Genomic DNA, 21,299 nt, shown 5'->3' on the forward strand with positions numbered 1-21,299 from the left:
GCGCGTTCACCGCTGCCCCTCGTCCATGTGTGGGTCGAACCACAGCTGGGTGACGTGCGCCTTGATCACGATGCCACGGCCGTAATCACAACCCGTGCGTATCTGCAGCCGATACGCCGCATTGCGGCCGCTGCTGCCGCGCCAACGCAATTGCAGGCGGTCGCAGCGGCGTGCGTAGAACGCATCGGTGCTGCGGATGCCGCGCTTGCGGTTGAGAAAATCGAGTATGCCCAGGGTGGGGTTGTAGGTATTGAGTGCGACCGCGTGCATCAGGGCGAATCGTCCTTTGCCCTGGTGCCCGGCGCCGGCTGTCACCTCGAACGCCTGGCAGCCTTCCAGGTCGTCGGTGAGGTCGTACCAACGCCCATCCGCAGGCAGGGGCTTGGGCGTAGCGCGCGCATAACTGCCGTGCCGCCCCTTGCTGCGTAGTACGCCATCGACATCGAGCGTGGCTTCGGGAGTGGCGGTGCGGACACCGATGCGCCCGGCCGGATCGAGGCACCACAACGGCGTGGCGGCATCCGCTTGGGCCTCTTGCGATGGCTCAGTGTTGCTGCGGATCAGCAGCTGGCCCTGCGCGCCGCCGAAACCTACCGACCACAAGGGCTGGTCCGGATCCTGGTCGCGAAAAAAGCTCAGCAGGGCTTCGTAACCCGCTGCGGCCGAAACCTCGAAACCGCGCTCGACCGATTTGCGAAAACCCTCGTCGCTCATGTTGAGCATCGAGTCGATCAAGTCGGCGAAATGCTCCTGCGTCGGCAGCGCGCCGTCGCTGAAGTAGCCGCGCAGCGATTCACGGTTGCGAATGGTCATGGCGCCCCCCGCCCCGTGGCGGGCGGCGCGCTGCCCAGAATGAAGGTTCCGCCGATTTCAAGCTTGCCCACGCCGGTGGCCTGTACGCCACGTGTGGATGGCACGCCGATCAACTCGATCAGGTGTCGCGCGGTCGGCAACACCAGGCTCCACGGTTGCACCGGGCGAACCTGTCGCACCGCTGCACCATCGCGGGAGCGCGCTGTATCCAGTAGCTGGTAGGTATTGCCGTCGCTACGCACGATATGCAGCAGCGACATGGCGCCCACCACATCGACTTCATCAAGTTGGCGCAAGCGCGCCTCGATCGCCTCGGCGCGCACGTCCCAATCGAAGTTGGCGCGGCAACCGTCGGTATGCCATGGCGAGAGGAATTCGACGATCGCCTGGTTGATGCGGATCAACGCCGCGCCCGGATGCACGCCGCGGGCCAGACGCAAGCTGCAGCGCACCTGGATGCGCTCATAGACCGCATTGCGCACCACGATGCGAATACCGGGTGTGCTGCGTTCGCGCAACCGGGCGGCCATTTCCTCCAACACGGCGGCGTCGAAACGCGGTGCCTCGGTGCTGTGGAACAACACGCCCTGACGTGGCGCGGGCACCACCACGACCAACACCCCGCCTGGCTCGCCGGACAAGGCCGCTGTCGGTGCCTCGCCATTGGCAAAGCATTTCACCTTGTACACAGTGGGAAATGCATCCAGCAGCAGGCGCTCGTAATCCCATGGTGTGCTGGCGCGGTTCTTATGGCGTAAACGCTCGGCGCTGCGTACACGCAGCATGTCGGCCGCTTCCGGCTGACCCAGTCCGAATGACGGCCCTACCTGCTGGACCGTGCGCAACCCGCCGATCGGATGCAGCGGGGTGCGAATGGTGCCGGGCGGCAGCGACGTGCACGGTTCGTCGGCGCGACGCGAATGCACCCGCCGCGCCGTCACTGCCTGGGTATACACGCCATACAGACCAGCCAGGCGCTCCAGCACGCCGTCGCCGCTCAGGCGCAGCCAATACAGCCGGCCCGGCAGTTGCGAGCAATCGCACTTCATGCCGTCCGGCAGGTCCAGCAGCACGATGCCGCTGCGCAGGAAACCCAGCGTGCCGTCCGACAGCGTGCGATCGGTTTCCAGCGTGCGCCAACCCTGTTCGCACCATACCGCCCATGATAGTTGCGGCAACGCAGCCTGCCAGCATTCCTCGGCGCTTTCCGGACGCAGATGGAAATACATGCTCAGGGCACCGCTCGGGTCGGAGCCAGACAGCCCGATGTACAAGTTGCCGTCATTGAAATAGCGCGGCAGCAACGGCACCCCGTCCATGCCTGGCCGCGCACGCGGGTTGTCGTGGCCGAATGGGTGCAGGTGGAACAACCGTCCGGGTGAGGACGCCTGCGCCATCTGCTTGAGCGAGATCCGCTGGCTGGCCAGATAGTCGAGCGAAATCTGCTCCACTGCCGGAGTGTAGGGTTCTTGTGGCAGCGGCACTTTCAGCTTGGCGCGCTTCAAGCGTGCGTTGATCGTGAGTGCCTCCGACAGCAGGCGCGGATACAAGGCATGGCCAAAAGCCACGCCCGGCGCGCACAGCTCAAGCCTGAAGAACCCATTGCGCGCGGTGGTGCCGTATACGAACGGCTCGGGAACGCGCATCTGCGGGCGGTGATAGAGCGCCAGGTCGGTTTCCGGCAACGACAGCGTGATGGTGTCTTGCAGATGGCGCTCGCCGCGGAACAAGCCCAGTGAGGCGCTGCTGCCACCACGCCATTGCCCGTCGCGCAACAGCTCAGGCCGAACCTGGAAGCCCGCCGCCGACCACTCGCCCGGATAGCCGTGATAGCGCGTGGCAAAACCGCCTTCTTCGCTCGGCAATTGCCCCCAGCGCAGATTTACGCGCAATGCTCGCAACGGCTTGGCGGCAAGTTCTTCATTGCCGAACAGGCAATACGCGCCCAGCGCCGGAATCGGTCCGAACGGCAGGAACGGCTTGCCCGCATCGAGCCGGCCCAGCTGGTTGTACAGCACGATGTCGCGCACACCGGTGACCTGGGTGGACAACACGATGTCATGCAGGATCAGCTGCTGCAGCAGACTGTAGGCATACAGCCGCGTGCGGTTCTGCAGGGTCAGCCGCAGTGCCGGTTGCGCCGGCCACATGTCGCCGTGAACGGCAGTCTTGCACGGCACGATCGGCGGTTGCTCCTGACCGACGTGCATCAGCAACTCGATGCAACCACCGAAGCCGAATCCTGCATCGCTACGCCGCCGCACCAACACATCGCCAGGCACCAGCCAGCCACCGGCCACGCTGAACTCGGCGCGCCAGACACCGCGAAAGACCCGCTCGAAGATCAGCCCGCGATCGGGCAAGCCGTGGCCTGCCCCGTCGCCATCATCGTGCTCATGCGGATGGATCAGGATCAACGGGTCATCGATCTCAACCGCCGCCGGACCATCGTTACCCGGCAAGCCGGCCGCATGCTTGCGCAAGGCATCTACATCCAGCGGATGCAATTCCTCGCTGCCGGCAATCAGCCATACCGCGAACAGCCGGCCCAGGTTTTCGCGGAACCGCTTTACGTCATCCGTTGCCAGGCAATTGGCCAACAGATAACACAGGCGCACATCGCCGGTCGGACGTGGCGCGCGCGACCAGGCGGCATTCGCCCTTTGCTCCACGCTGGCCGCGTCGGTGGCTGCGCGACGAATGGGATGATGGCGCGCCTCGCTGCGATCAAGCAGCGCAAATACCCGCCCCAGCCACGCCGCATCGCGTTGCTGCTCATTGCAGCGAAGCAAGCTCGCCAAGGCTTCGTCATCATTGGCCGGATGCGACAGGCGCAACAGGACGTTCACGCGACGATCGCCTTCTTTCAGCGCGAGCATCGTCGAGGCCAGCGCAAAACCCAGCGTCGCATTCTGCGCAGTTGCCGCCGAAGCTTTCGCATGGCCGCCCAGCAGCGGCCACCAGGGCGGGTTTTCCACATAGGCCGCATCTGGCGGAAGCAGCGGAATCGCCTGCGCCATCACCCGTGTTGCGTAGGCGAAATCTTTTTCGGGCGAGATCAGCGCATCGCGTTCCAGCCGTACGCTGTAAAGAGCAGCCACTACGCTGTCGGTAACCTCCAGCGCCTGCTCGGCGGCAAATTCGATCATCTTGCCGTCGCTGTCCTTGCCACCGACAAAACACGCGCCGCGCGCCACCTGCACCGCCGTGGCAAATCGCGGATCGCGCTCGAAGCGCAAATACACTCGCTCATGCGCCGGTGGTCGCGGCTGCATGCGCAACAGGTCCAGGTAATAAAAATCGGTGACGCGCTCGGGGAAGCGGTTCACCACCGCGCGCGTATCCTGATACAGCTGCAATGCAGCCAGCAGCAGCCCGATCGCCGGTTCATGCTTGCCGCTAAGCATGCTTGCCGGCAATTGCGCTTGCGCCAACGGACGCAAGCGGGCGATCGCCAGGCACAAGGCGCCCCACAGCCGGCGCAGCAGTTGCATGCGCTGCCGGGCGTCCCCGTCGAGGTCGACCACAACTTCACTGTTTGCATCCATGCGCCAGACCGAATGCAGCCGCCTGGCTTCGACCTGCTCAAGGCCGAAGCAGCGCACCGCTTCCTGCAAGCCATCGCGCAAACCGCTGCCTACGGCGGCCATCATCGCCTGCAATAGCTGTGTGGCTGTCGGCGTCTCGTGGCGGGCAAGCCATTGGCACCAGTCGTCGAAACGGAACAGCAGCTGGCGCACGCGCCACCACAGATGACGCTCGCCGGCCCACGGCCATGCCTGCGCAAAGCCTTCCTGCGCCCCGGCCAACGGGAACGAAGCAATGTCGGCCAGCAAGGCGCTCTCATCACGCCGCAGCGCGTCGTCCCAACAGCCGGCATCGCTGCCGTCGCGCGTGGCAAAACGCAACTGCGCCGCATAACCGAGTGTCAGTCGGATGCGCTCGGCCAGGGTGAACTCGTCCGGCACGATGTAGCCGGGCCGCAGTGCGGCGGCGAGGCGTTGATCCTGTTGCGTTCCTGCGCTCATGACATGACCGGGCTCAGGCACGCACCGGATTGGTGGCCTGGTGCAGGTAGAACGGATAGACCAGGTTGTGCCGCGTATTGGTGCTGCGAATGGTGTAGTCGACCTGGATCTCCAGCCTGCCGTTCATCGCGTCCACCAAGGAGGCGTCGATCCGATTCAAGCTGATGCGCGGCTCGTAGAACAGGATCGCCTTGCGGATCGCTTCCTTGATCTGAGTGACGGTCTGCTCGCTGGCTTCCTCGAACACCATGCGCCGCAAGTCGCTGCCGTACCTGGGCAACATCACCCTTTCGCCCGGATGCGTGGCCAGCAGGATGCGCAGGCTTTCGGCGATGTCCTCGGCATCGGCCACCATCACCACTTCTTTGGTCCGCGGATCGAACCGCGGCGGGAAACTCCAACCACGCCCCAGGAAACCGGCCATGCTCAGCCTCCGATCATGACCGTGGGACAGCCGAGCACGATGCTGCCGCCGTGCGCGGTGGTGTCGCCGATGCGCGCCGCCGGCCGCCCGCTGATCATCACCGTGGCCGAACCTTTGACGATCGAGTCCGGCGGACCGACGCAGGTGGCCAGGTCGCCCACCACCGCCGCCGGCAGCTTGCCGATCATCACGTTCGGCACGCACGGCCCGGTGATCGGGCCGCCGACGTGCGGCACCGGCGGCAGGCCCGGTGTCACCATCGGGCAAGTGTGCATGTCGGTCAGGCGGGCGGCGGGCGGCATCGGTTACCTCAGTTGATCATGACCATCGCGCCCTTGACCGTGGTCTGTCCGGCGGCGGAAAGCTCGGCGGTGGCCGAGCCCTTGCCGGTGAACCCCACCTGGGCTTCGCAAGTGACGTTGAGCCCGGTCGCCTTCAGCTCGGCCTGGGCATTGATGTTGATCGCCGCGTTGGCGGTGATGGTCACCCCGCCCTGCGCGGTGAGCTTGATGTCGGACTGGCTGTTCAAGGCAATCCCTGCACTGGACAGCTTGATGCTGTTGTTGTGCTGGTCCTGCACGGTGATGGACTGGTTCTTGTCGTCGAGCACTACCTGGTTTTTGCCCGGCGTGATCACGGTGATGATCTTGTCTTGTTCGTTGAACTCGATCTTGTGCAGGCAGCGCGTGACGATCGCCTTGGTGTTGTTCTGTGCTTCGAGCGTGTACGGCGGCTTGCGCGAACTGCTGTAAAGCGAGCCGAGCACCACCGGATGGCTGGGATCGCCGTTCAAGTAAGCCAGCAACACTTCGTCGCCGACCTCCGGCAGGAAGAATGCGCCAAACGCATTGGAGGCATAGAACTGCAGTAGCCGCGCCCATACACCCTGGGTCTGCGCCTGCAGCACCGGCACGTTGACCTGGATGCGCTGCTCGCCTTCCGGATCGCCATCGAGCTTGAGCACCACGCCGATCTGCAAGCCGCTCACGCCGGGCAGCAAACCGCCGTTGAGCGGTGCAGTGACGTCTTCGCGTTCCACGTGCCAGGACGGCCGCAAGCCGAATTCGACTTCGGTGGTCCAACTGCCCTTGCTTAGGTTGTGTTCCACCGTCGTCACGTAGACCGTACCGCTAAAACGCGCGCCGACACCTTTCACGTCGATCAAACTGTCGGGCACCGCGCTGGCGTTGCCGCGAAAGCGCATGCGCCCACGAATGCGTGCCAAGGCGGCCTTCTGCTGCGCGGCCTTGGCCCAGTCGGTCAGGGTCGCCATCGGCTGGGTGGCGCCGGTTTGCAGGATATAGGTGGCGGGGCTTGCCACTTGTGCCAGCGTCGCACCGTCCAGGTCGCCTTGCGCATTAAGGCTCACGGGACTGGCCGAACTGCCCTGCACCACCGCCTGTTGCTTCGGATCCCAGGAGACCGCCTGCACCGCGGTGTACTGGGTGCGAGCATCGATGTCCGCTTCGAACGACATCAAGTCGATGCCCCAGGTGGTGGACAGCACCGCCGAGCCGGAGGTCTTGGGCGCGCTTACGCTCACCTTGCCGGTGTCGACGTTGACCAGCAGGCCGTTGGCGTCGGCGCGCGCCAGCATGAAATCCCAATCGCTGCAATAGAACTGCACCAGTTCGTCATACTGGGTGCTGGTGCTCGTCACCTCCGCCGACAGGCCATGGTTGCCGATCAGGCTGCTGATGATGTCGCTGTCCTTGAGCTGCAGATAGTTGGCGTTGTTGCGCCCGATGGTCATCTTGGTGGCCGCGTCGCGGCACTCGATCACCAGGCGCGAACTGCTTTTGCCGTCGATCTTCACGCTATGCCGCACCACGATGCCGGTAAACACCGGCGCCTCGCTGCTACCGTAGCCGGCGCTGATGCTCACCTGCACGCCGGGCGCAAAGGTGGCCGCATCGCTCAGCTTGAACTTCCCGGTAGGCATGTCGCCGTCGGCCAGCACGATCTCGGCCCAGGGAATTCGGTTGACCGCGCGGCGCACGGTAACGGCCACCACTGGCAACGTGGTAAGCACCGAACCGCCGGCACTGACGCTGACGCGGACGGGACCATCGGTCTTGGCGTTGGGAGAATCGGCCATCGTTCAACTCAGTGGCGGAAAGTGCAGCAGCAGCCCAGGCTTGAGCGCGCGGAACGCATGCAGGCCGTTGAAGCGGGCCACATCCACGTAATAGCTGCTGTCGCCATAGATGCGATGGCACAGCAAGGGCAGCGTATCGCCGTCCCTCACCACCACCGCATGACTTAAGTCCGGCGATGACTGGTTGGCCTCCAACGCCGCTTCCTGCGTGGATTTAAAGCCCTGGAACGCCATCGTCGCCTTGGCGCGCAGCGGCATGCCGTTGGGGCGGAACAAACCGTATTCGATACCGAAGGTAGTGAGCCGCCCATAGAACAACAGCGTCCCCCACAAGATCTGCACCACATTGGGTTCGTGCTGCTGGCCGTTATATTTGTAAACGACGCTGTTCAACAGATCGAGCTGGTCTTCGACTTCCTCCGGCAGGCTCACGTTTTTTGGAATCGGCACCACACCGGTGCCATCGAACACCGTGGAAAAATTCAGGTCGCCCGGCTGCATGCGTGCGAAATTCCCACCGCTGCCGGTATCGCCCATCGGCACGCAGCCGCCGTAGTCGGTCTTGCGCGTCAGGCTCAGCTCGGAAGGATTGATCAGCAGCGAAATCGACGCGCCATCCGCCGTTGGCGTATCGCCATCGTTGCTGCACGCGGTCATTTTCAGCTGCGATTTGGCGGCGGAAAGAGAATTTGGCATTCATCGCTCCCGCATTCGCTCGAACTCCGCCGCGATCAGCGCGCGCATGCGCTGGCGCTCCTCGCTACCACCCAGCCCGCCCTCACAGCCGCCGCAATCCTCGCAGTCTTCGTCCTGCGCGGAATTTTTGGGGGCGTCCTTTTTTTGGAGCACAGACGGGCCGGCACCGTTGCCGATGCTCGACTTGATCACCATCTGGCGAATTTCGATAGTCACGGATCGGTTCTCGTCATGTGTCTTGCCTGGTCACTGTCTGATAAGCCAGCTCGATCGTCTCCAGCGCCACCTCGTTCTTGGTGGAGTTGAACGTGTCGATCTCCCAGCGCACCGGGTAGGCATTCGTGAACGACCAGGAGCGCAAGGGAATGGCCTCTTCATCGAGCAACTTCACCGTCAGCGACACCAACTTGATCGACTCCGACAGGTCGCCCTCCAGCGTACGCCGGCACCAACCCACCAGGCCGGACTTGCTCGAAGCGATCCCTCGCTTGAGCGTGAGGCGCTTTTGCTTCACCCCCGTGGGCAGCTGATGCACGAAGCGGTTTTCGCCGCCTTCGCGCACTTCGTCCACCTCCATGCTCAGCTCGATGCCAGATACTTCCTGGAACGAACTGTCCGAGCCCGACGAACTATCACCCAGCTGCACGCTGAAGCAGAACGCCGCCGGCAGCTCGGGCGCATAGGGATCTACAAACTTTTTGTTGCCGGGCGCCACTCGGATTAGCTATTGGCGATAGTCAAGCCTTCATGCGCGATCTCGATGGTCTCGACCGCCACTTCGTTGCCCTGCGCCTTCAGGTCGGTGCCGGTGATCTTGGTCGGCCAGGCGTTGGCCAGCGTCCACACCATGGTCGGCTTGCCCGATTCGTCCAGCAGGCTGATGATGACCGGTACGCGCTTGATCGTGTTCATCTTGATCTGGTTGAACCAGTCCCAGAACTTGTTGTCGGCCTTGAACACGCCTTTTTTCATGGTGATGTTGCTGAATTTCTTCAGCCCCGGCATCTTGATCGTCGAGTAGACGGGGCTGTCGCCGTGGCGATACTCGATCGGCTGGGCTTCGATATCGAGCCCGGACACTTCCTCGAACGACATCACTGTCGAATCCCACTTCACCTGGAAGTAGAACTTCGGCATCGGCCATACGCTAGATGACTGCTGCGAACCATCGTCTGCCATACAAATACTCCGTCAATGCAAGGTTAGGCGATACGCGGCGGGCGTCAGGCAACGCCCGCGCCTGATCACGATTTCTGCATCTGCTGCTGGAAGGTGATCTCGATGAACTCCGCCGGGCGCACCATCGCCACCAGCACAGTGACGCGCAGGATGCCTTCGAGGATGTCGTCCGGGGTCATCGTCTCGCCCAGGCCACAGTGCACGCTGAAGGCGTCTTCCGGCACCGCGCCGGCGAGGCCGCCGCGCTTCCAGATGCTGGTGAGGAAGTTCTGGATCATGCCCTTGATGGTGACCCAGGTGTTGGCTACGTTCGGCTCGAACACCAGCGCCTTGGCCGCCAGCTTGCAGGACTCCTCCAGCATGATCATGGTGCGGCGTACGTTGATGTAGCGCCAATCCAGGCTGTTGCCATCGAGCGTGCGCGCGCCCCACACGAGCACGCCTTCGCCGATGAAGGTGCGGATCGCGTTGATCGATTTACCCTGCGTGGTGACGTTGAGGTCTTCCTGGTCCACCGCCGAGATGGTCACGGCCGGCGACACCACGCCGGACAGGCTGACATTGGCCGGGGCCTTCCAAACACCGCGGCTGTTGTCGACCATGGTGTAGATGCCGGCCATCGCGGGGCTGGGCGCCATCAGGTTGAGCTTGCCCTTGACCAGGTCCATCACCGTGTTGAACAGCGGGCTGATCGTGCTCAAGGTCTTGTTGAGCAGGGCTTTGTTGGCCAGGATCGCATCATCGCTGGGCGCCGGCTCCACCTTGGTCCAGTCCTTGCTGATGTCGGCAATCGCCTGGATCTGCTCCTTGTCCCTGAGCGCAGCTCCATCCGGCGCGGTCTCCGGCAGGCTCAGCTCGTTACGCAGCAGCAGCTGCAGCACATCGGCGGATGCGATGTTTTCGTAGCTCAGCTCCTTGTCGCCCACCACCGTGGTGTTGAGCCATGGATAGTAGGCCGCCGCGAAATTGAGGAAATTGATGCCCAGGCTGTTGCGGAACAGATCGATCGGATCGCCGCCCGGATCGTTGCGCGGCTTGTCGCCACCCCAGACGTCCAGGATCGCCACGCGGTTTTTCATCTTGTCGCCACAGTGCTGCAGCATGCTCTGCTGCAAGGCGATGCACTCGGGCTGCTTGAGCAGCACGGCCTCGGGAATCAGCACCATCGTCGGCTCCTGCTCCTTGAGCAGCTCGTCGATGCCGCGGTTGAACTTGTCCGGGTCCAGGTCCGACTCGTAGTCGCCGACCGAAACAATGTAGCAAGGACCGCCGCCGTTCTGGAAGAAATGGCGCATGGCGTTATACAGCGTGTAGCGGCCGCCATCCTTGCCCGCCGGCTGTTCCAGCACATATTCGGTGGACTTGTTGTCCTTGCCCGCCGCCTTGAAATCCGCCAGCGCCGACGGATCGGTCTTTTCCACGATGTTGAAGCGCGGATTGGGCCCGAAGCCGAAGTACTGGTGGTACTCGGCCATCGAGCTGATGCGCCAGGGCTTGAAGGAAAGTGGCTTGCTGCGGTTGTCGGCCATCTGGGTATGGCCAATGAATGCGGGCACGGCGGTAGCCACTTCCACCACCGAGTTGGGAAACGCATTCTTTTCGACAATATAGACACCCGGTGTCTTCATTGCACCCATCGCGGGGCTCCTGTCAGTGGGTTAACTATGGACAAAGATTTCCGACACGGTGGTCGGTTCGCCGCGCACCGTCTCGCGCCACAGGCGCTGCGGCGTTGCGCCCGGCAATCTCGAAATCAGCACCCGTTCGGGTGCCTCGGTCACATCGCGCAGCTGAAAGCGCTGCGGCGGCCGTTCGCGCAATGCGATCGGCGTGGTGGAATGTACGGCCAGCGCGGACTGCCCGTTCGGCAGGCGTTCCTGGGCCGGCGCGCTGAAGGCGATCTCGCCGCGCTGGTCGACGATAGACAGCGCACGGCCACGCCAGTCGCCGGTCAGCAGGTATTTCCAGATCGTGCTGCGGCTGTGCATGCGCAGGCGATAAGCGCTGCCCAGCGACGACGTCCAGGCGGCAAAATCGCCGTTAGTAACGATGGGTAGCGCGATGATCGCCCAAGGCGCCGCCGCGGTATTCGGCGCGGGCAGCAACGGCGCGGGCAGCGCGCCATCATCTTCCACGCCGGACGGCGAGCTGACCGTTCCGGTGTAGTAGGCACACGCTGCATCGGCCGAACGCACGTCGAAGCACAGCATGCGCGGCTCGTCGCCGTCCATGCGTTCGCTCCAGATGCCCTGCAGCTGCGATTCTGCCACGCTGATCGTGAGGCTGCGTCCATCTGCATACAGCAACATCTCGAAACGGCGCAGGAAGGCCAGAGTTTCAGCGTGCGGCTGGAACAACAGCTGGCGTGCGTCGCCATCGGCAAAATAGTCGTGGCGGACATCGACGCTGGCAAAAGTACGATACCGTTGCATGGTCAGCCCGCCTGCCGCATCAGTGCGTGATCCGTAACGATCATCACGGTGTGGCCTCGGTCTCGATCTGGCGAATCACCGGATCGCGGCTGTGGATGATGTTGCTGTCCAGCGTAATCAGGCGCACACGGAACAGCGCCGACGGCAGATAGCGTCCGCCGTGGATGCTCCACAGGCTGTGCATCTCCTGGCTGCTGAGGTTTTCCATGTTCAGCGCCAGGCGTTCCAGGCGCGGATCCATTCCCGGCGTGTTCTGGTGATCGAACACCCCATTACCCTGGAAGAACGCGATCGCTCCGGCAAGAAATTTCAACGCCTCCGGATAGTGGCTGCCGCTGAAGTTGGCCGCACACATCACCAGCAGGTTCAGGTAAACCGGCGCGGCGTTCTGGATGCGGCTGTTGGAAGCGGTGTTCGAGGCCGTCGAGGCGCGATGCGCCAGGGTGTCGCGCTCGACCCCGCTGAGAAACAGCACCAGCTTGCCCGCTGCCAGCACAACCGGCGCGCCGCCGAGTTCCAGCAGGTTGGACACGACCACAAGATCCTCCGCCACATGGAAGTTTCTCCGAAAGTGGTCGTTGAGGTGTGCCGCTAGATGCTCAAGTGCCCGATCGATCACTACCCGCCCCTGTCCGTCTCCATGACACCCCCTGCGTCATGGTCCCGATAGCGCCCTGGAAAGCCTTGCTGGCTGACAGCAGATCCGGCGCATACCGAAGAGGTTCGGCTAGGTTACGCCGCGACGGCCGCCGCCCCCTATCAGCAAATTGCTGATATTGACTTCCGGTTTGCTGAGCCGCGTTTTTCTCCGTCGGGTGGTCGCTGGGTGTCGCAAGCTGGTGCATGGCCGGCCGGGCTTTCGGCCGCAAGCGACCGAGTCACTTCTCTTTGCCAAGAGAAGCAACCAGTGAAATGGCCTAAACGGATTTGCCGCCGAAAACCCCGCAGGCAATGCAGCCAGATACGAAATGCAGCAAGCGCGTAGGCTGGGATGCTAATCCCAGCTTTCCCCACGGCATCCCGATGCTGGGATTGTCATCCCAGCCTACGCGCTTGCGGATGGTCTGAGCCTTGCCGAGGGTGCTGATACAAGACACGCCCCCTCAATCCAACGATGCCATCCCCTCTTTGACCGCGTACCGCGTCAACTCCGCAACGCTCCGTATATTGAGCTTGCGGAACACATGCGACCGATGTGTGGCAACCGTCTTGGCGCTGATGTGCAGCCTCAGCGCCACCTGTTGGGTGGAGCAGCCTTCGGCCAGCAGCCGCGTGATTTCACGCTCACGCCAGGTCAGCGGCGGCGGCACCCATGCCGCATGGCTGCCGCCAGCCTCCCGGTACGCACTCATGATCGGCGCCACCAATTCGGCGCTCAAAAAAGTCTGCCCGTTGTGCGCATGGCGAATCGCACGCGCCAGTTCGTCGTAGCAGTTTTCCTTCAGCACATAGCCCGACGCACCCGCTTCCATCGCCATCAGCACCTGCTGCGGCTGGGCGCTGGCCGAAAGGCACAGCACCTTGCAAGGCAGCAATTCACTGCGGACGCGCCGGGTCATCTCGATGCCATTCATCACCGGCATGGAGACATCAGCAATCACCACGTCGGGGGCCAAGGTCCTGGCAAGGCGCAGCAGGTCCACGCCATGACCGGCATGCCCGAGCAACTCGATATCAGGCTCGCGCTGCAGCAACGCGGCCAGTCCCTCGCGCAGCATGGCGTGATCGTCGCCAAGTACCACGCGCACCTTCATCGCACGCGCCCCTGACCAGGCAGCCGCACGATGCGCCTGCCCGGCCAGCCCTGCTCCGCAAAGTCGCCCGGCCAACGCATGCACACGTGCACGCCGGCACCCGGGCTAGTGTTCAAGGTGAAGGTCGCATCGACCCGGGCCAGGCGCTCGGGCATCGCGCCGAGGCCAAGCCCGCCGCTGACGCTATGGCGCTGATAGACAGCGACCGGATCAAAGCCAGGACCATCATCGCTCACCGTCAGCTCGAAGCCGTTGGTCAGCGCCGTCAAGGCCAGCTCCACGTTCGCACCCGGTGCATGCTTGCAGGCGTTGAGCAACAATTCCTGCACCGCTTGCAGCACGACTACGCTTACCGGCGGCGGTGGGTCGATGACCGGGTCATCGCAATCGATGCCCAGTGCCAGGCCGGTAAAAGAAGAAAGCCGGCGCCCCAGCTGAATCAGCGAAGTGCCGAACGACATCGCTCTTTCTGCCGCAACCGCACTGCCCCACTCCTCCAACAGCTGCCGCGTGCCACGCAAAGCCTCGCTTGCCAACGCGCGAATACCGTCGAGCATCTGTTGTGCATCGGCGCCACCTTGGGCATGCCTGGCCTGATCCAGCTCAAGCAGCGCCAGGGTCATCAACTGCGCCGGACCGTCATGCAGCCGCTGCATCAGTCGTGCAGCGACTTGCCCCGTCAGGCCGGGCGATAGGCCCCGACGCAGGGGAACCGCCCCTTCGCCGTCCGCTAGCTTATGTGTCAGTGACATTCTCAAATCCCCCCTGTGTCACTCATTGCCCTATTCGGATCGACATCGAACCTGGCGCGCTACGCCCGCGCGCGACGAAACGCCGCACTGGCACGCCATGGCATACGAAACCGGCCCGGAGCCAGGATCGCGCCAACCGACAAGGGCTTACCTCAACCGAACGACGGCAAACCGCATGCGCACGCCGCCTTCCATTCGGGCGTGCGAGCCGTCGATAACAAAGAAATGTTGACCTGCATCCAGCATCCTGGTTTCGCGCATCGAGCGCTCGGCAATTCCCCCCGGAGATACCGATACGCATGTTCGCATTGATGCTTGTCGCGCAGCAACCGAACTTCTGTCACCCAAGCGAAGCGCAGACTTGGCTCTGGGCAAGTCCATCTAGGAAGAAAGTCATTTTCACGGAATCATCACACGGCCCGCGATGGCCCCAAGCATGAGGATCGAGGGCGGGTACTATGATGCGGACCACTCGTTTGGCATGGCCGCGACGAGTGGCCCCTATCCCTCGCACGCTCGCTGATCGAAACACATGGGCTTTCATGCAAGCCAAAGCTTTTTACGCATTTGAAAGGAGCTTACGGAGCATTTCAAAATGCCGGTAGCGAACTATTTCGCGTGCGGATGAATTTGCTCCAGCGTTTTCCCGCATCAGATGCGCTCGAGACAACTCGCTAAAGCGTTTGATGCACGGCCACTGTATCGGAACCCTCGGCCCGCATGCGTTGCTCAATGGAAGCGGCGATCTGCTTGGCCGCATCCTTGACGGCCTTTTGCTGATCACGTCCAGCAAGTACGAACTTCGCAGCGATCATATAGGGATTGAGCGCAATGATCGCTCCGGGCATGTAGCTGCCGCTCCCCTTCGCCACCTCCTGCAGTAGCGGCTGGCTCGGCTTCGCCAAATCATCAATGGCCACCGCAACCTGCAGGCTGCTATGGCCGGCGCCAAAGCCGATCATGGCGCGCCGGGCAGCATTGCCCTGGTCGACGGAGAGAAACATGCCACGGACATTCCAGCCGCTGCGGGGCGGTTCGGATCCGGGCAATACACGACGCGCATCGATACCAGCTTGCTTGAGATCCTTGGTCAGGGTATCGGCCATGAGCAAGCTCAATTGCTGCGCTTGTGCCTGAGGATCTTCGTGCCGCCGCAATAGCCCGCCGCGGAGCGCGCCTCCCAGCAAGCCACGCGAGGCTGCCTGGTCATTCTGCGCTGTCGCTACGTTGAACTCGAAATTTGAAACGTATATGACGGGCACCTTAGCCACGGGTTCAGGCGCCTTCCCTGTTTGGGCGAAGCACATCGAAGAAACGGCTGCCAAGCAACCGGCCAAAACAAGCGGACATAGATATCGGATGTTCATCGTCTGCTCCATGCGACGGCGAGGCAAGCCTATGGACTTAAGTTTCCGGCGAGCTGATGGCTTGCTTAAGCTCCTATGCTCGCCAGCGCAGAATACACTGCGCGAAGAGGCTAGATCATATCGTGACGGGAAGACTTGCATGTGAACCAACGATCAGACACTCCACGAGAGTGAGACAAATCCCATGGATAAATCAGTTTGCTGCCATTGTTCTATGGCTGGATTGAACGTTGAAGGATAGCCTCAAGCAAACCGCGTCATGAACAGAGCAAGGCCGACATATCTCCCTGCGCGTCTTGCTGCGCACCAGCATCTAGCGCGTAGGCCGGGATTAACATCCCGGCCTACGCGCTGCAATGGTCAAGCCGTCATCATGGCTACCACGCCAAAGCTTGGTTCTAATGTATCGAAGGTGAGGTCACCGGCGTGCCGACAGGCGCCGCAACGTTGGTCTGCACGCGCTGCACGACGGCCTGGGCGATCTGCTTGGCTGCGTTTTTAATGGCCTTGTCCTGATCACGTCCGGCAAGCACCACCTTCGCCGCGATGGCGTAGGGATTGAGCATGATGATGGCCCCAGGCATGTGCCCTCCATTGCCCTCGGCAATGGTTTGCAACGGCGCTTGTCCTGGTTTCGCGAGATCGTCGACGGCCGCCGCAACCTGTAGGCTGCTATGGCCCGCGCCAAAGCCGATCATGGCGCGCCGTGCGACATTGCCCTGGTCAACGGAGAGAAACACACCATGGACATTCCAGCCGGTTTTGGGCAATTCGGCTCCAGGCAAGGTGCGACGCGCATCGATACCGGCCTTTTTTAGGTCCTGGGTCAGCGTGTCCGACATCAACGAAACCATTTCCTGCGCTTGCGCCTGGGGATCCTGGTTCCGATGAAGCAAGCCGCCCCTCCCAAGCACGCCGCGTGTAGCTTGGCCAGCCTGTGCCGGCGCTGCATCGAGTTCGAAGTTCGAAACGTACACGACTGGTGCATTCGGCTTAGGCGGCGGCGCAGTCTCCGTTGCCGCAAAGCAAGTAGAGACAACGAATGCCGACCACACAGCCACGATTGACAGATACCGGAAGCGGATCTTCATGGTTTCCTCCATGCAATGACGGGACGAGCACATGGACAGAAGCCATCGGTCCTGGCTTGCCAGGATCAATGGCTTGTGCTCGTACTTTGCTCAATCCGAAACTTGCTGTAACAGCATACTCCGCGTCGCAGAGGCTTTCACGTGACCCGATAGCCAAAGTCGCAGCCAGAACGAGGAATGAGACAAAACCATCGGCAATCGGCGACTCAAGGTATATAGGGAGCAGTTCTAAATTGCCGTACGGGTACTGCCTCCCAACGGTATCTCATTCACCCTCTCCGCAAGCTCCCGGTGGAGTGTCTAGCGTGTAGGCTGGGATGCTAATCCCAGCATCGGGATGCCGTGTGGAAAGCTGGGATTGGCATCCTAGCCTACGCGCAGCCAGAGATGCATACATCATTCAAACCAGTACGCGCTGGTATCAGCTTGATGGGAGGCTGCAACGGTTAGCGCGCGCGGCCGCCGTCAACGCCAAGATCGCATCCTCCAGCGGCTTAATGACGACGCCTGACGTATCTTGCTTGTCCAGTTCTTCCTGGATGGCCGATGCCAACGCGACAATGCCCGTCAGCTTGAACAATCTGGCAACACCGAGAATGCGGTGCACGGCGTTCCAGGCACGCTTCCAGTCCTGGCCGCTTATCGCCCCTGATGCGACCTGCAGTTCCTTTTGAAGATCGGTCAGGATGCGCTCGCGCAACCAGGGCCATTCTTCCGCGGGGATGCTTGCCGGTGGGAGTGCCAGCGGCGACATAAGCGCCGCCGGGCCGAATACCTGCTTCAAAAGCGTACGAAGCTGCTCGACATCCATCGGCTTCAACACGACCGCATCCGCGCCGGCCTCCAGGCAGGCCTTATGTTGTGGCTCCATGGCGTTGGCGGTGAGTGCAACGACATAGGATCGTTTCGCCGTGCCTAACTCGCGCGCCCGGATCTGGCGGATCAAGGTTTCACCATCCATTTCAGGCATGGCGCAATCGGTGATAACCAATGAGTAAGCCTGTTTTTCGCAGGCCTTCCAGGCCTGCAATCCATCGCTGGCTACATCGAAAGCATCAACGCCAAGCGCCTGAAGCTGGCGCTCCAGCAACTCCCGGTTGAGGGCCTGGTCTTCCACCAGGAGGATCGAGCTTGCCGGAATATTCCAGGCCGGGCGGGCGTTCGGTGGCGGCTGTGCGGCATTGGCGCTCGACTGTCCGGTATCGACGGTCATCGTGTACGCCACTTCCTTGGTGTCGTCCAGCGCGCTGCCATTTGCCGGCAGCGCAAGCGTTACTTCCACGCTCGTGCCCTTGCCGCGCGCGCTACGCAATCGAATGTCTCCCCCCATCGCTTGGATCAGCCGCTTGCAGATGACCAGTCCTAACCCGGTCCCACCGCGATGACTGCCTTCCGCCTGCACGAAGGGTTCGAACAAACGCAGCTGTTCCGCTTCATCGATGCCAACACCAGTATCGCGCACCGTAATGACCAGTTCTTGGGTCTGAACGAGCGGATCGATGGGCTGGGCTTGCACTGTTACTTCTATGCTGCCTACATCCGTGAACTTCAGAGCGTTGCCGACGAGGTTCATCAGCACCTGGGTGAGGCGTTGCTCGTCTCCGATATGGCTGGCCGCCACCAGCGAGCTGACCAGGATGTCGAAGCGCAAGCCTTTTTTTCGTATTTCCGGCGCAAACAAGCCAACGACGCCATCAATGACCCTGTGCACCGAAAACGGGCGTGGGTCGATGGTCAATTGATTGGACTGACTCCTTGCAAAATCCAGCACGTCGTTGAGGATGCGCAACAGCGTAACCGCGGCACCGCGAGCCATGTCCAGCAAATGCTGGTCATCCGGGTGCATGCGCGAACGCCCCATCAATTCCAGCACGCCAATCACACCACTCATGGGCGTGCGGATCTCGTGGCTCATGGTGGCCAGGAATACATCCTTGACGCGCGCAGCCTGTTCGGCTTGCTGCTTGGCTTGGGCCAGGGATTCCGCTTGCAGCTTGAACTGGGTTACGTCGCCAAGATAACCGGTATAGATGCATCCCTCTTCCGTGCTCTGATGGCATACCGCCTCCAGGCGAACCCACACCTGCGAGCCATCTTCACGAGTCAGCACCAGCTCCTGCTCCACATCAGCATGATTTCGACGGGCGCGCAGCAGCGCACGCCAAAGACGCCAACGTGCTGCTGGCGTCACCAAGGGCAGCCAGCGCGCCGAATCGGACATCAGTTCCTGTTGAAGGAACCCGGTTAGCGTTTCGGCGTAATGGTTGATAAAGACCGGCGTAAAGCCCACTCCTGGTACATAACGCATCTGAAACAGGACGGCCGGCACCATCTGCGTCAGCTCGATCAGCTGCCGCTTCAAGGCACGCTGCTGACGTTCCATCGCACGCAAGGCGGAAACGTCCACCAGAATGCCGAGCATGGCGCGAGGCCGCTGCTTTTCCTCGTGCACCATCTGCAACCAGTAGATCACATCGTGCAGATCCCCCGAATTGGACCGGTACTGCAGCTCGCCGTGAGCCAGCCTTCCGGTGGAAAGCACCTCGCTGGTAAGCGTTTCCAGCCGGTCGTTACTGGCCGTATGCATGGGATGGACTTCGGTGGCGGTCCTGCCGATGAGTTCTCCTGCCTGGCGGCCCACGATCTTCTGGAACGCGGGATTGACCATGATGTAGCGGCCCTGCAAGTCCTTTACGTACACCGGCACGGGCAAGGTAGCCATCAACGACTCAAGAAAACGATTCTGGTATTGCAGCTCCTGCTGCGCCCGACGGCGCTGGTAAATCTCCCGGCGCAAATAGGCGATGATCAAGCCCAGGACGATGATGGAAACCAGGATCACCACGCCGATCGGCGTCAATACTTCCCATAGCGTTCTGCGTGGTACGCCATATTCCAGTGAAGCGGGCAGCCAGGTATTTTGAATACGCTCACGGTCTTCTTCGGGAATCGCCTTGAGCGCCCGATCCATCAGTAGGCGCAAGGGTTCGTATTGAGGCGCCAGGCCAATGCTCAACGACCGGCTGTAACCGGTGGCACCGGATACATACAGAACACCCGCGTAGTTCTGATGGATAAGGCGCTGCGCCACGCCTAGATTGCCGACGAACGCATCCACCTGGCCGCTTGCTACAAGCCGGAGGCCCTCCTGCACCGACTGGACCAGCATGCGATGGAAACCAACCGACGTATCCAAGCCCGGAGACGGCCCGGTCCCACCATTGTCGACCTGGGCAATCTTCAGGCCATCAAGATCATGGATATCCTCCAGCCTGCGCCCGTTTCTGGCCACGATGACTTCGGGATAGTTGATATAGGCTTGCGTCTGGACAAACGGAGCCGTGAGCTGGCTGCTGCTCGAAACCGCCATCAGCACGTCGATCTGGCCATCATTGGCCGCGCGTACCGTCTCGGACCAGGATTTGGTATCTACGCGCTCAACCTTGATATGCAGGCTCTTGGTGACGTAATTGAGGTAGTTCGCCGAAATGCCATCCAGCTGCCCCTTGCGGTTCACGAAAGCATAGGGCGACCAATTGGGATCCATCCCCACCCGCAGCGTCGGTAAACTGGCCAGATAGGCACGCTCCTGGGCCGTCAACGGAATATGCAGGTCATAATTGGCCGCATGCTGGGGGTCCTCAACAAACTGTGCGCGAGCAAGCGTAGGACCTGCTAGCGCGCAAGCGCATAGCGCCAAAATCCCTGCCCGGCGCAAACGTCTCATCATGTCTTGGAACTTCATAGCTCTACCTTTCGCCGGGACTGGAGCCCGGATCGACGCAACGATCCTGTTCCAGCCGTTCCTGATGAGTAGCCATCCACCAAGGCGATAATGCCATTGATTTCCAAAGCCCGGCGGGCGCCGCGGCGCCTCATGGGGTGTCCATTTGCCAGACTTGGCTTGGGGAGCATCTTTTTTCCACTGTTCATAGCCTTAGTCTTGGCAAAAGGGCCAAGCATCTGACTCAAAGCCGGCCGACATTTGCACCACCCAATGCCGAAAACGATTCCATGACTTGCTTCCAGGACCTGCGCCAACCCAAAAGGCGTAATTCGCACCGATTCACCCTCCGCCCGTCCAAGATCATGACCGATCTCGATCGATCATGGCCGAGCGCATGGATGGACTAATATAGATATGGCCAGCGATCACCTTGTAAACCGCCGCGATCAATTCCGACGCATCGTCGCTCTTTTCCACCCAGCCACGCACGCCCTCGCGCAGAGCCGATTCAAACAACGTGACATCATGCAAGGCTGTGACAACCACTAGCGGAATGCTCGGGTAAACACGCGCAAGGCACCGAATCATGCCGATTCCGTCTGCATGCCTTTCGTCCGGCATGACATAGTCGGACAGCACAACGTCGCATGGCACCTCACTCAGTACGGTGAACAACTCCGCAGCATTTCCCGCCTCCGCCACAACTTCCGCGGCACCCAGGTGAGTGAGAACAATGCGCATGCCGTAGCGGCTGATGGGATGGTCGTCGGCCAGAACCACACGCGGGCAAGTTTTGCTTCGATCGCTAGTCATGGGCCTTCCTTTATGCCGGCACGGCTTGGCTCTTCAATGATGAAAACCCGCCGCACCTTACCATCGAGCTTGCCGTTCGCCACCCGACCATCCAGTCCGTGGATGGGTGAATAAGGGGGCAAGGA

Annotated in this window: 18 protein-coding genes; all 18 read right to left on the bottom strand. The window is 61.8% G+C overall.

What is annotated here, in order from left to right; genetic code table 11:
- Window positions 1-6: 6 nt before the first annotated feature.
- Window positions 7-813, bottom strand: a complete 807-nt coding sequence (locus QQJ96_RS06990; RefSeq protein ID WP_284331254.1) for a hypothetical protein — start codon at window positions 811-813, stop codon at window positions 7-9.
- On the bottom strand, window positions 810-4,841 hold the full coding sequence (locus QQJ96_RS06995) for a baseplate J/gp47 family protein (protein WP_284331255.1): 4,032 nt from the start codon (window positions 4,839-4,841) through the stop codon (window positions 810-812). The genes QQJ96_RS06990 and QQJ96_RS06995 overlap by 4 nt, the downstream gene beginning before the upstream one ends.
- 13 nt (window positions 4,842-4,854) lie before the next feature.
- Window positions 4,855-5,265: a GPW/gp25 family protein gene (locus QQJ96_RS07000; protein WP_284331256.1), complete on the bottom strand. Its 411-nt coding sequence runs from the start codon at window positions 5,263-5,265 to the stop codon at window positions 4,855-4,857.
- Between the two features lie 2 nt (window positions 5,266-5,267).
- The gene (locus tag QQJ96_RS07005) at window positions 5,268-5,567 is read right to left on the bottom strand and encodes a PAAR domain-containing protein (protein WP_284331257.1); all 300 of its coding nucleotides are present in this window, start codon (window positions 5,565-5,567) and stop codon (window positions 5,268-5,270) included.
- Between the two features lie 8 nt (window positions 5,568-5,575).
- Window positions 5,576-7,363, bottom strand: coding sequence for a type VI secretion system tip protein VgrG (vgrG, locus tag QQJ96_RS07010; protein WP_284331258.1), 1,788 nt, complete (start codon window positions 7,361-7,363; stop codon window positions 5,576-5,578).
- A gap of 3 nt (window positions 7,364-7,366) precedes the next feature.
- Window positions 7,367-8,059: a CIS tube protein gene (locus QQJ96_RS07015; RefSeq protein WP_284331259.1), complete on the bottom strand. Its 693-nt coding sequence runs from the start codon at window positions 8,057-8,059 to the stop codon at window positions 7,367-7,369.
- The gene (locus QQJ96_RS07020) at window positions 8,060-8,275 is read right to left on the bottom strand and encodes a DUF5908 family protein (protein WP_284331260.1); all 216 of its coding nucleotides are present in this window, start codon (window positions 8,273-8,275) and stop codon (window positions 8,060-8,062) included.
- A 13-nt stretch (window positions 8,276-8,288) separates the two neighbouring features.
- Window positions 8,289-8,774, bottom strand: coding sequence for a phage tail protein (locus QQJ96_RS07025; RefSeq protein WP_284331261.1), 486 nt, complete (start codon window positions 8,772-8,774; stop codon window positions 8,289-8,291).
- Between the two features lie 5 nt (window positions 8,775-8,779).
- Entirely contained in the window at window positions 8,780-9,238 is a 459-nt protein-coding gene (locus QQJ96_RS07030; protein WP_284331262.1) for a phage tail protein, read from the bottom strand.
- A gap of 65 nt (window positions 9,239-9,303) precedes the next feature.
- Complete coding sequence (locus QQJ96_RS07035) at window positions 9,304-10,875, bottom strand: phage tail sheath family protein (RefSeq protein WP_284331263.1); 1,572 nt, start codon at window positions 10,873-10,875, stop codon at window positions 9,304-9,306.
- 21 nt (window positions 10,876-10,896) lie between these two features.
- Window positions 10,897-11,670, bottom strand: coding sequence for a hypothetical protein (locus QQJ96_RS07040; RefSeq protein WP_284331264.1), 774 nt, complete (start codon window positions 11,668-11,670; stop codon window positions 10,897-10,899).
- 43 nt (window positions 11,671-11,713) lie between these two features.
- On the bottom strand, window positions 11,714-12,289 hold the full coding sequence (locus QQJ96_RS07045; protein WP_284331265.1) for a Pvc16 family protein: 576 nt from the start codon (window positions 12,287-12,289) through the stop codon (window positions 11,714-11,716).
- Window positions 12,290-12,773: 484 nt separating this feature from the next.
- Window positions 12,774-13,424, bottom strand: a complete 651-nt coding sequence (locus QQJ96_RS07050; RefSeq protein WP_284331266.1) for a response regulator transcription factor — start codon at window positions 13,422-13,424, stop codon at window positions 12,774-12,776.
- A complete protein-coding gene (locus QQJ96_RS07055; protein WP_284331267.1) occupies window positions 13,421-14,176 on the bottom strand; it encodes a sensor histidine kinase in 756 nt (251 codons plus the stop codon). The genes QQJ96_RS07050 and QQJ96_RS07055 overlap by 4 nt, the downstream gene beginning before the upstream one ends.
- A 674-nt stretch (window positions 14,177-14,850) precedes the next feature.
- Window positions 14,851-15,684, bottom strand: a complete 834-nt coding sequence (locus QQJ96_RS07060; protein ID WP_284331268.1) for a DUF4410 domain-containing protein — start codon at window positions 15,682-15,684, stop codon at window positions 14,851-14,853.
- 257 nt (window positions 15,685-15,941) lie between these two features.
- Window positions 15,942-16,634, bottom strand: a complete 693-nt coding sequence (locus QQJ96_RS07065; RefSeq protein ID WP_284331269.1) for a DUF4410 domain-containing protein — start codon at window positions 16,632-16,634, stop codon at window positions 15,942-15,944.
- Between the two features lie 421 nt (window positions 16,635-17,055).
- Entirely contained in the window at window positions 17,056-20,364 is a 3,309-nt protein-coding gene (locus QQJ96_RS07070; protein ID WP_284331270.1) for an ATP-binding protein, read from the bottom strand.
- A gap of 357 nt (window positions 20,365-20,721) precedes the next feature.
- Window positions 20,722-21,174 carry a response regulator gene (locus QQJ96_RS07075; RefSeq protein ID WP_284331271.1) on the bottom strand — a complete coding sequence of 151 codons (453 nt, stop codon included), beginning with the start codon at window positions 21,172-21,174 and terminating at the stop codon, window positions 20,722-20,724.
- Between the last annotated feature and the right edge of the window lie 125 nt (window positions 21,175-21,299).

Origin of the sequence: Dyella flagellata (genome assembly GCF_030160275.1) — a bacterium.
In the GTDB taxonomy this organism is placed as follows: Bacteria; Pseudomonadota; Gammaproteobacteria; order Xanthomonadales; family Rhodanobacteraceae; genus Dyella_B; species Dyella_B flagellata.

What these genes read in the sequence shown, in the direction of transcription:
- QQJ96_RS06990 (WP_284331254.1), bottom strand. Translation starts at nt 813, where the DNA reads ATGACCATTCGCAACCGTGAATCGCTGCGCGGCTACTTCAGCGACGGC.
- QQJ96_RS06995 (WP_284331255.1), bottom strand. Translation starts at nt 4,841, where the DNA reads ATGAGCGCAGGAACGCAACAGGATCAACGCCTCGCCGCCGCACTGCGG.
- QQJ96_RS07000 (WP_284331256.1), bottom strand. Translation starts at nt 5,265, where the DNA reads ATGGCCGGTTTCCTGGGGCGTGGTTGGAGTTTCCCGCCGCGGTTCGAT.
- QQJ96_RS07005 (WP_284331257.1), bottom strand. Translation starts at nt 5,567, where the DNA reads ATGCCGCCCGCCGCCCGCCTGACCGACATGCACACTTGCCCGATGGTG.
- vgrG (WP_284331258.1), bottom strand. Translation starts at nt 7,363, where the DNA reads ATGGCCGATTCTCCCAACGCCAAGACCGATGGTCCCGTCCGCGTCAGC.
- QQJ96_RS07015 (WP_284331259.1), bottom strand. Translation starts at nt 8,059, where the DNA reads ATGCCAAATTCTCTTTCCGCCGCCAAATCGCAGCTGAAAATGACCGCG.
- QQJ96_RS07030 (WP_284331262.1), bottom strand. Translation starts at nt 9,238, where the DNA reads ATGGCAGACGATGGTTCGCAGCAGTCATCTAGCGTATGGCCGATGCCG.
- QQJ96_RS07035 (WP_284331263.1), bottom strand. Translation starts at nt 10,875, where the DNA reads ATGGGTGCAATGAAGACACCGGGTGTCTATATTGTCGAAAAGAATGCG.
- QQJ96_RS07040 (WP_284331264.1), bottom strand. Translation starts at nt 11,670, where the DNA reads ATGCAACGGTATCGTACTTTTGCCAGCGTCGATGTCCGCCACGACTAT.
- QQJ96_RS07050 (WP_284331266.1), bottom strand. Translation starts at nt 13,424, where the DNA reads ATGAAGGTGCGCGTGGTACTTGGCGACGATCACGCCATGCTGCGCGAG.
- QQJ96_RS07055 (WP_284331267.1), bottom strand. Translation starts at nt 14,176, where the DNA reads ATGTCACTGACACATAAGCTAGCGGACGGCGAAGGGGCGGTTCCCCTG.
- QQJ96_RS07060 (WP_284331268.1), bottom strand. Translation starts at nt 15,684, where the DNA reads ATGCAAGTCTTCCCGTCACGATATGATCTAGCCTCTTCGCGCAGTGTA.
- QQJ96_RS07065 (WP_284331269.1), bottom strand. Translation starts at nt 16,634, where the DNA reads ATGAAGATCCGCTTCCGGTATCTGTCAATCGTGGCTGTGTGGTCGGCA.
- QQJ96_RS07070 (WP_284331270.1), bottom strand. Translation starts at nt 20,364, where the DNA reads ATGATGAGACGTTTGCGCCGGGCAGGGATTTTGGCGCTATGCGCTTGC.
- QQJ96_RS07075 (WP_284331271.1), bottom strand. Translation starts at nt 21,174, where the DNA reads ATGACTAGCGATCGAAGCAAAACTTGCCCGCGTGTGGTTCTGGCCGAC.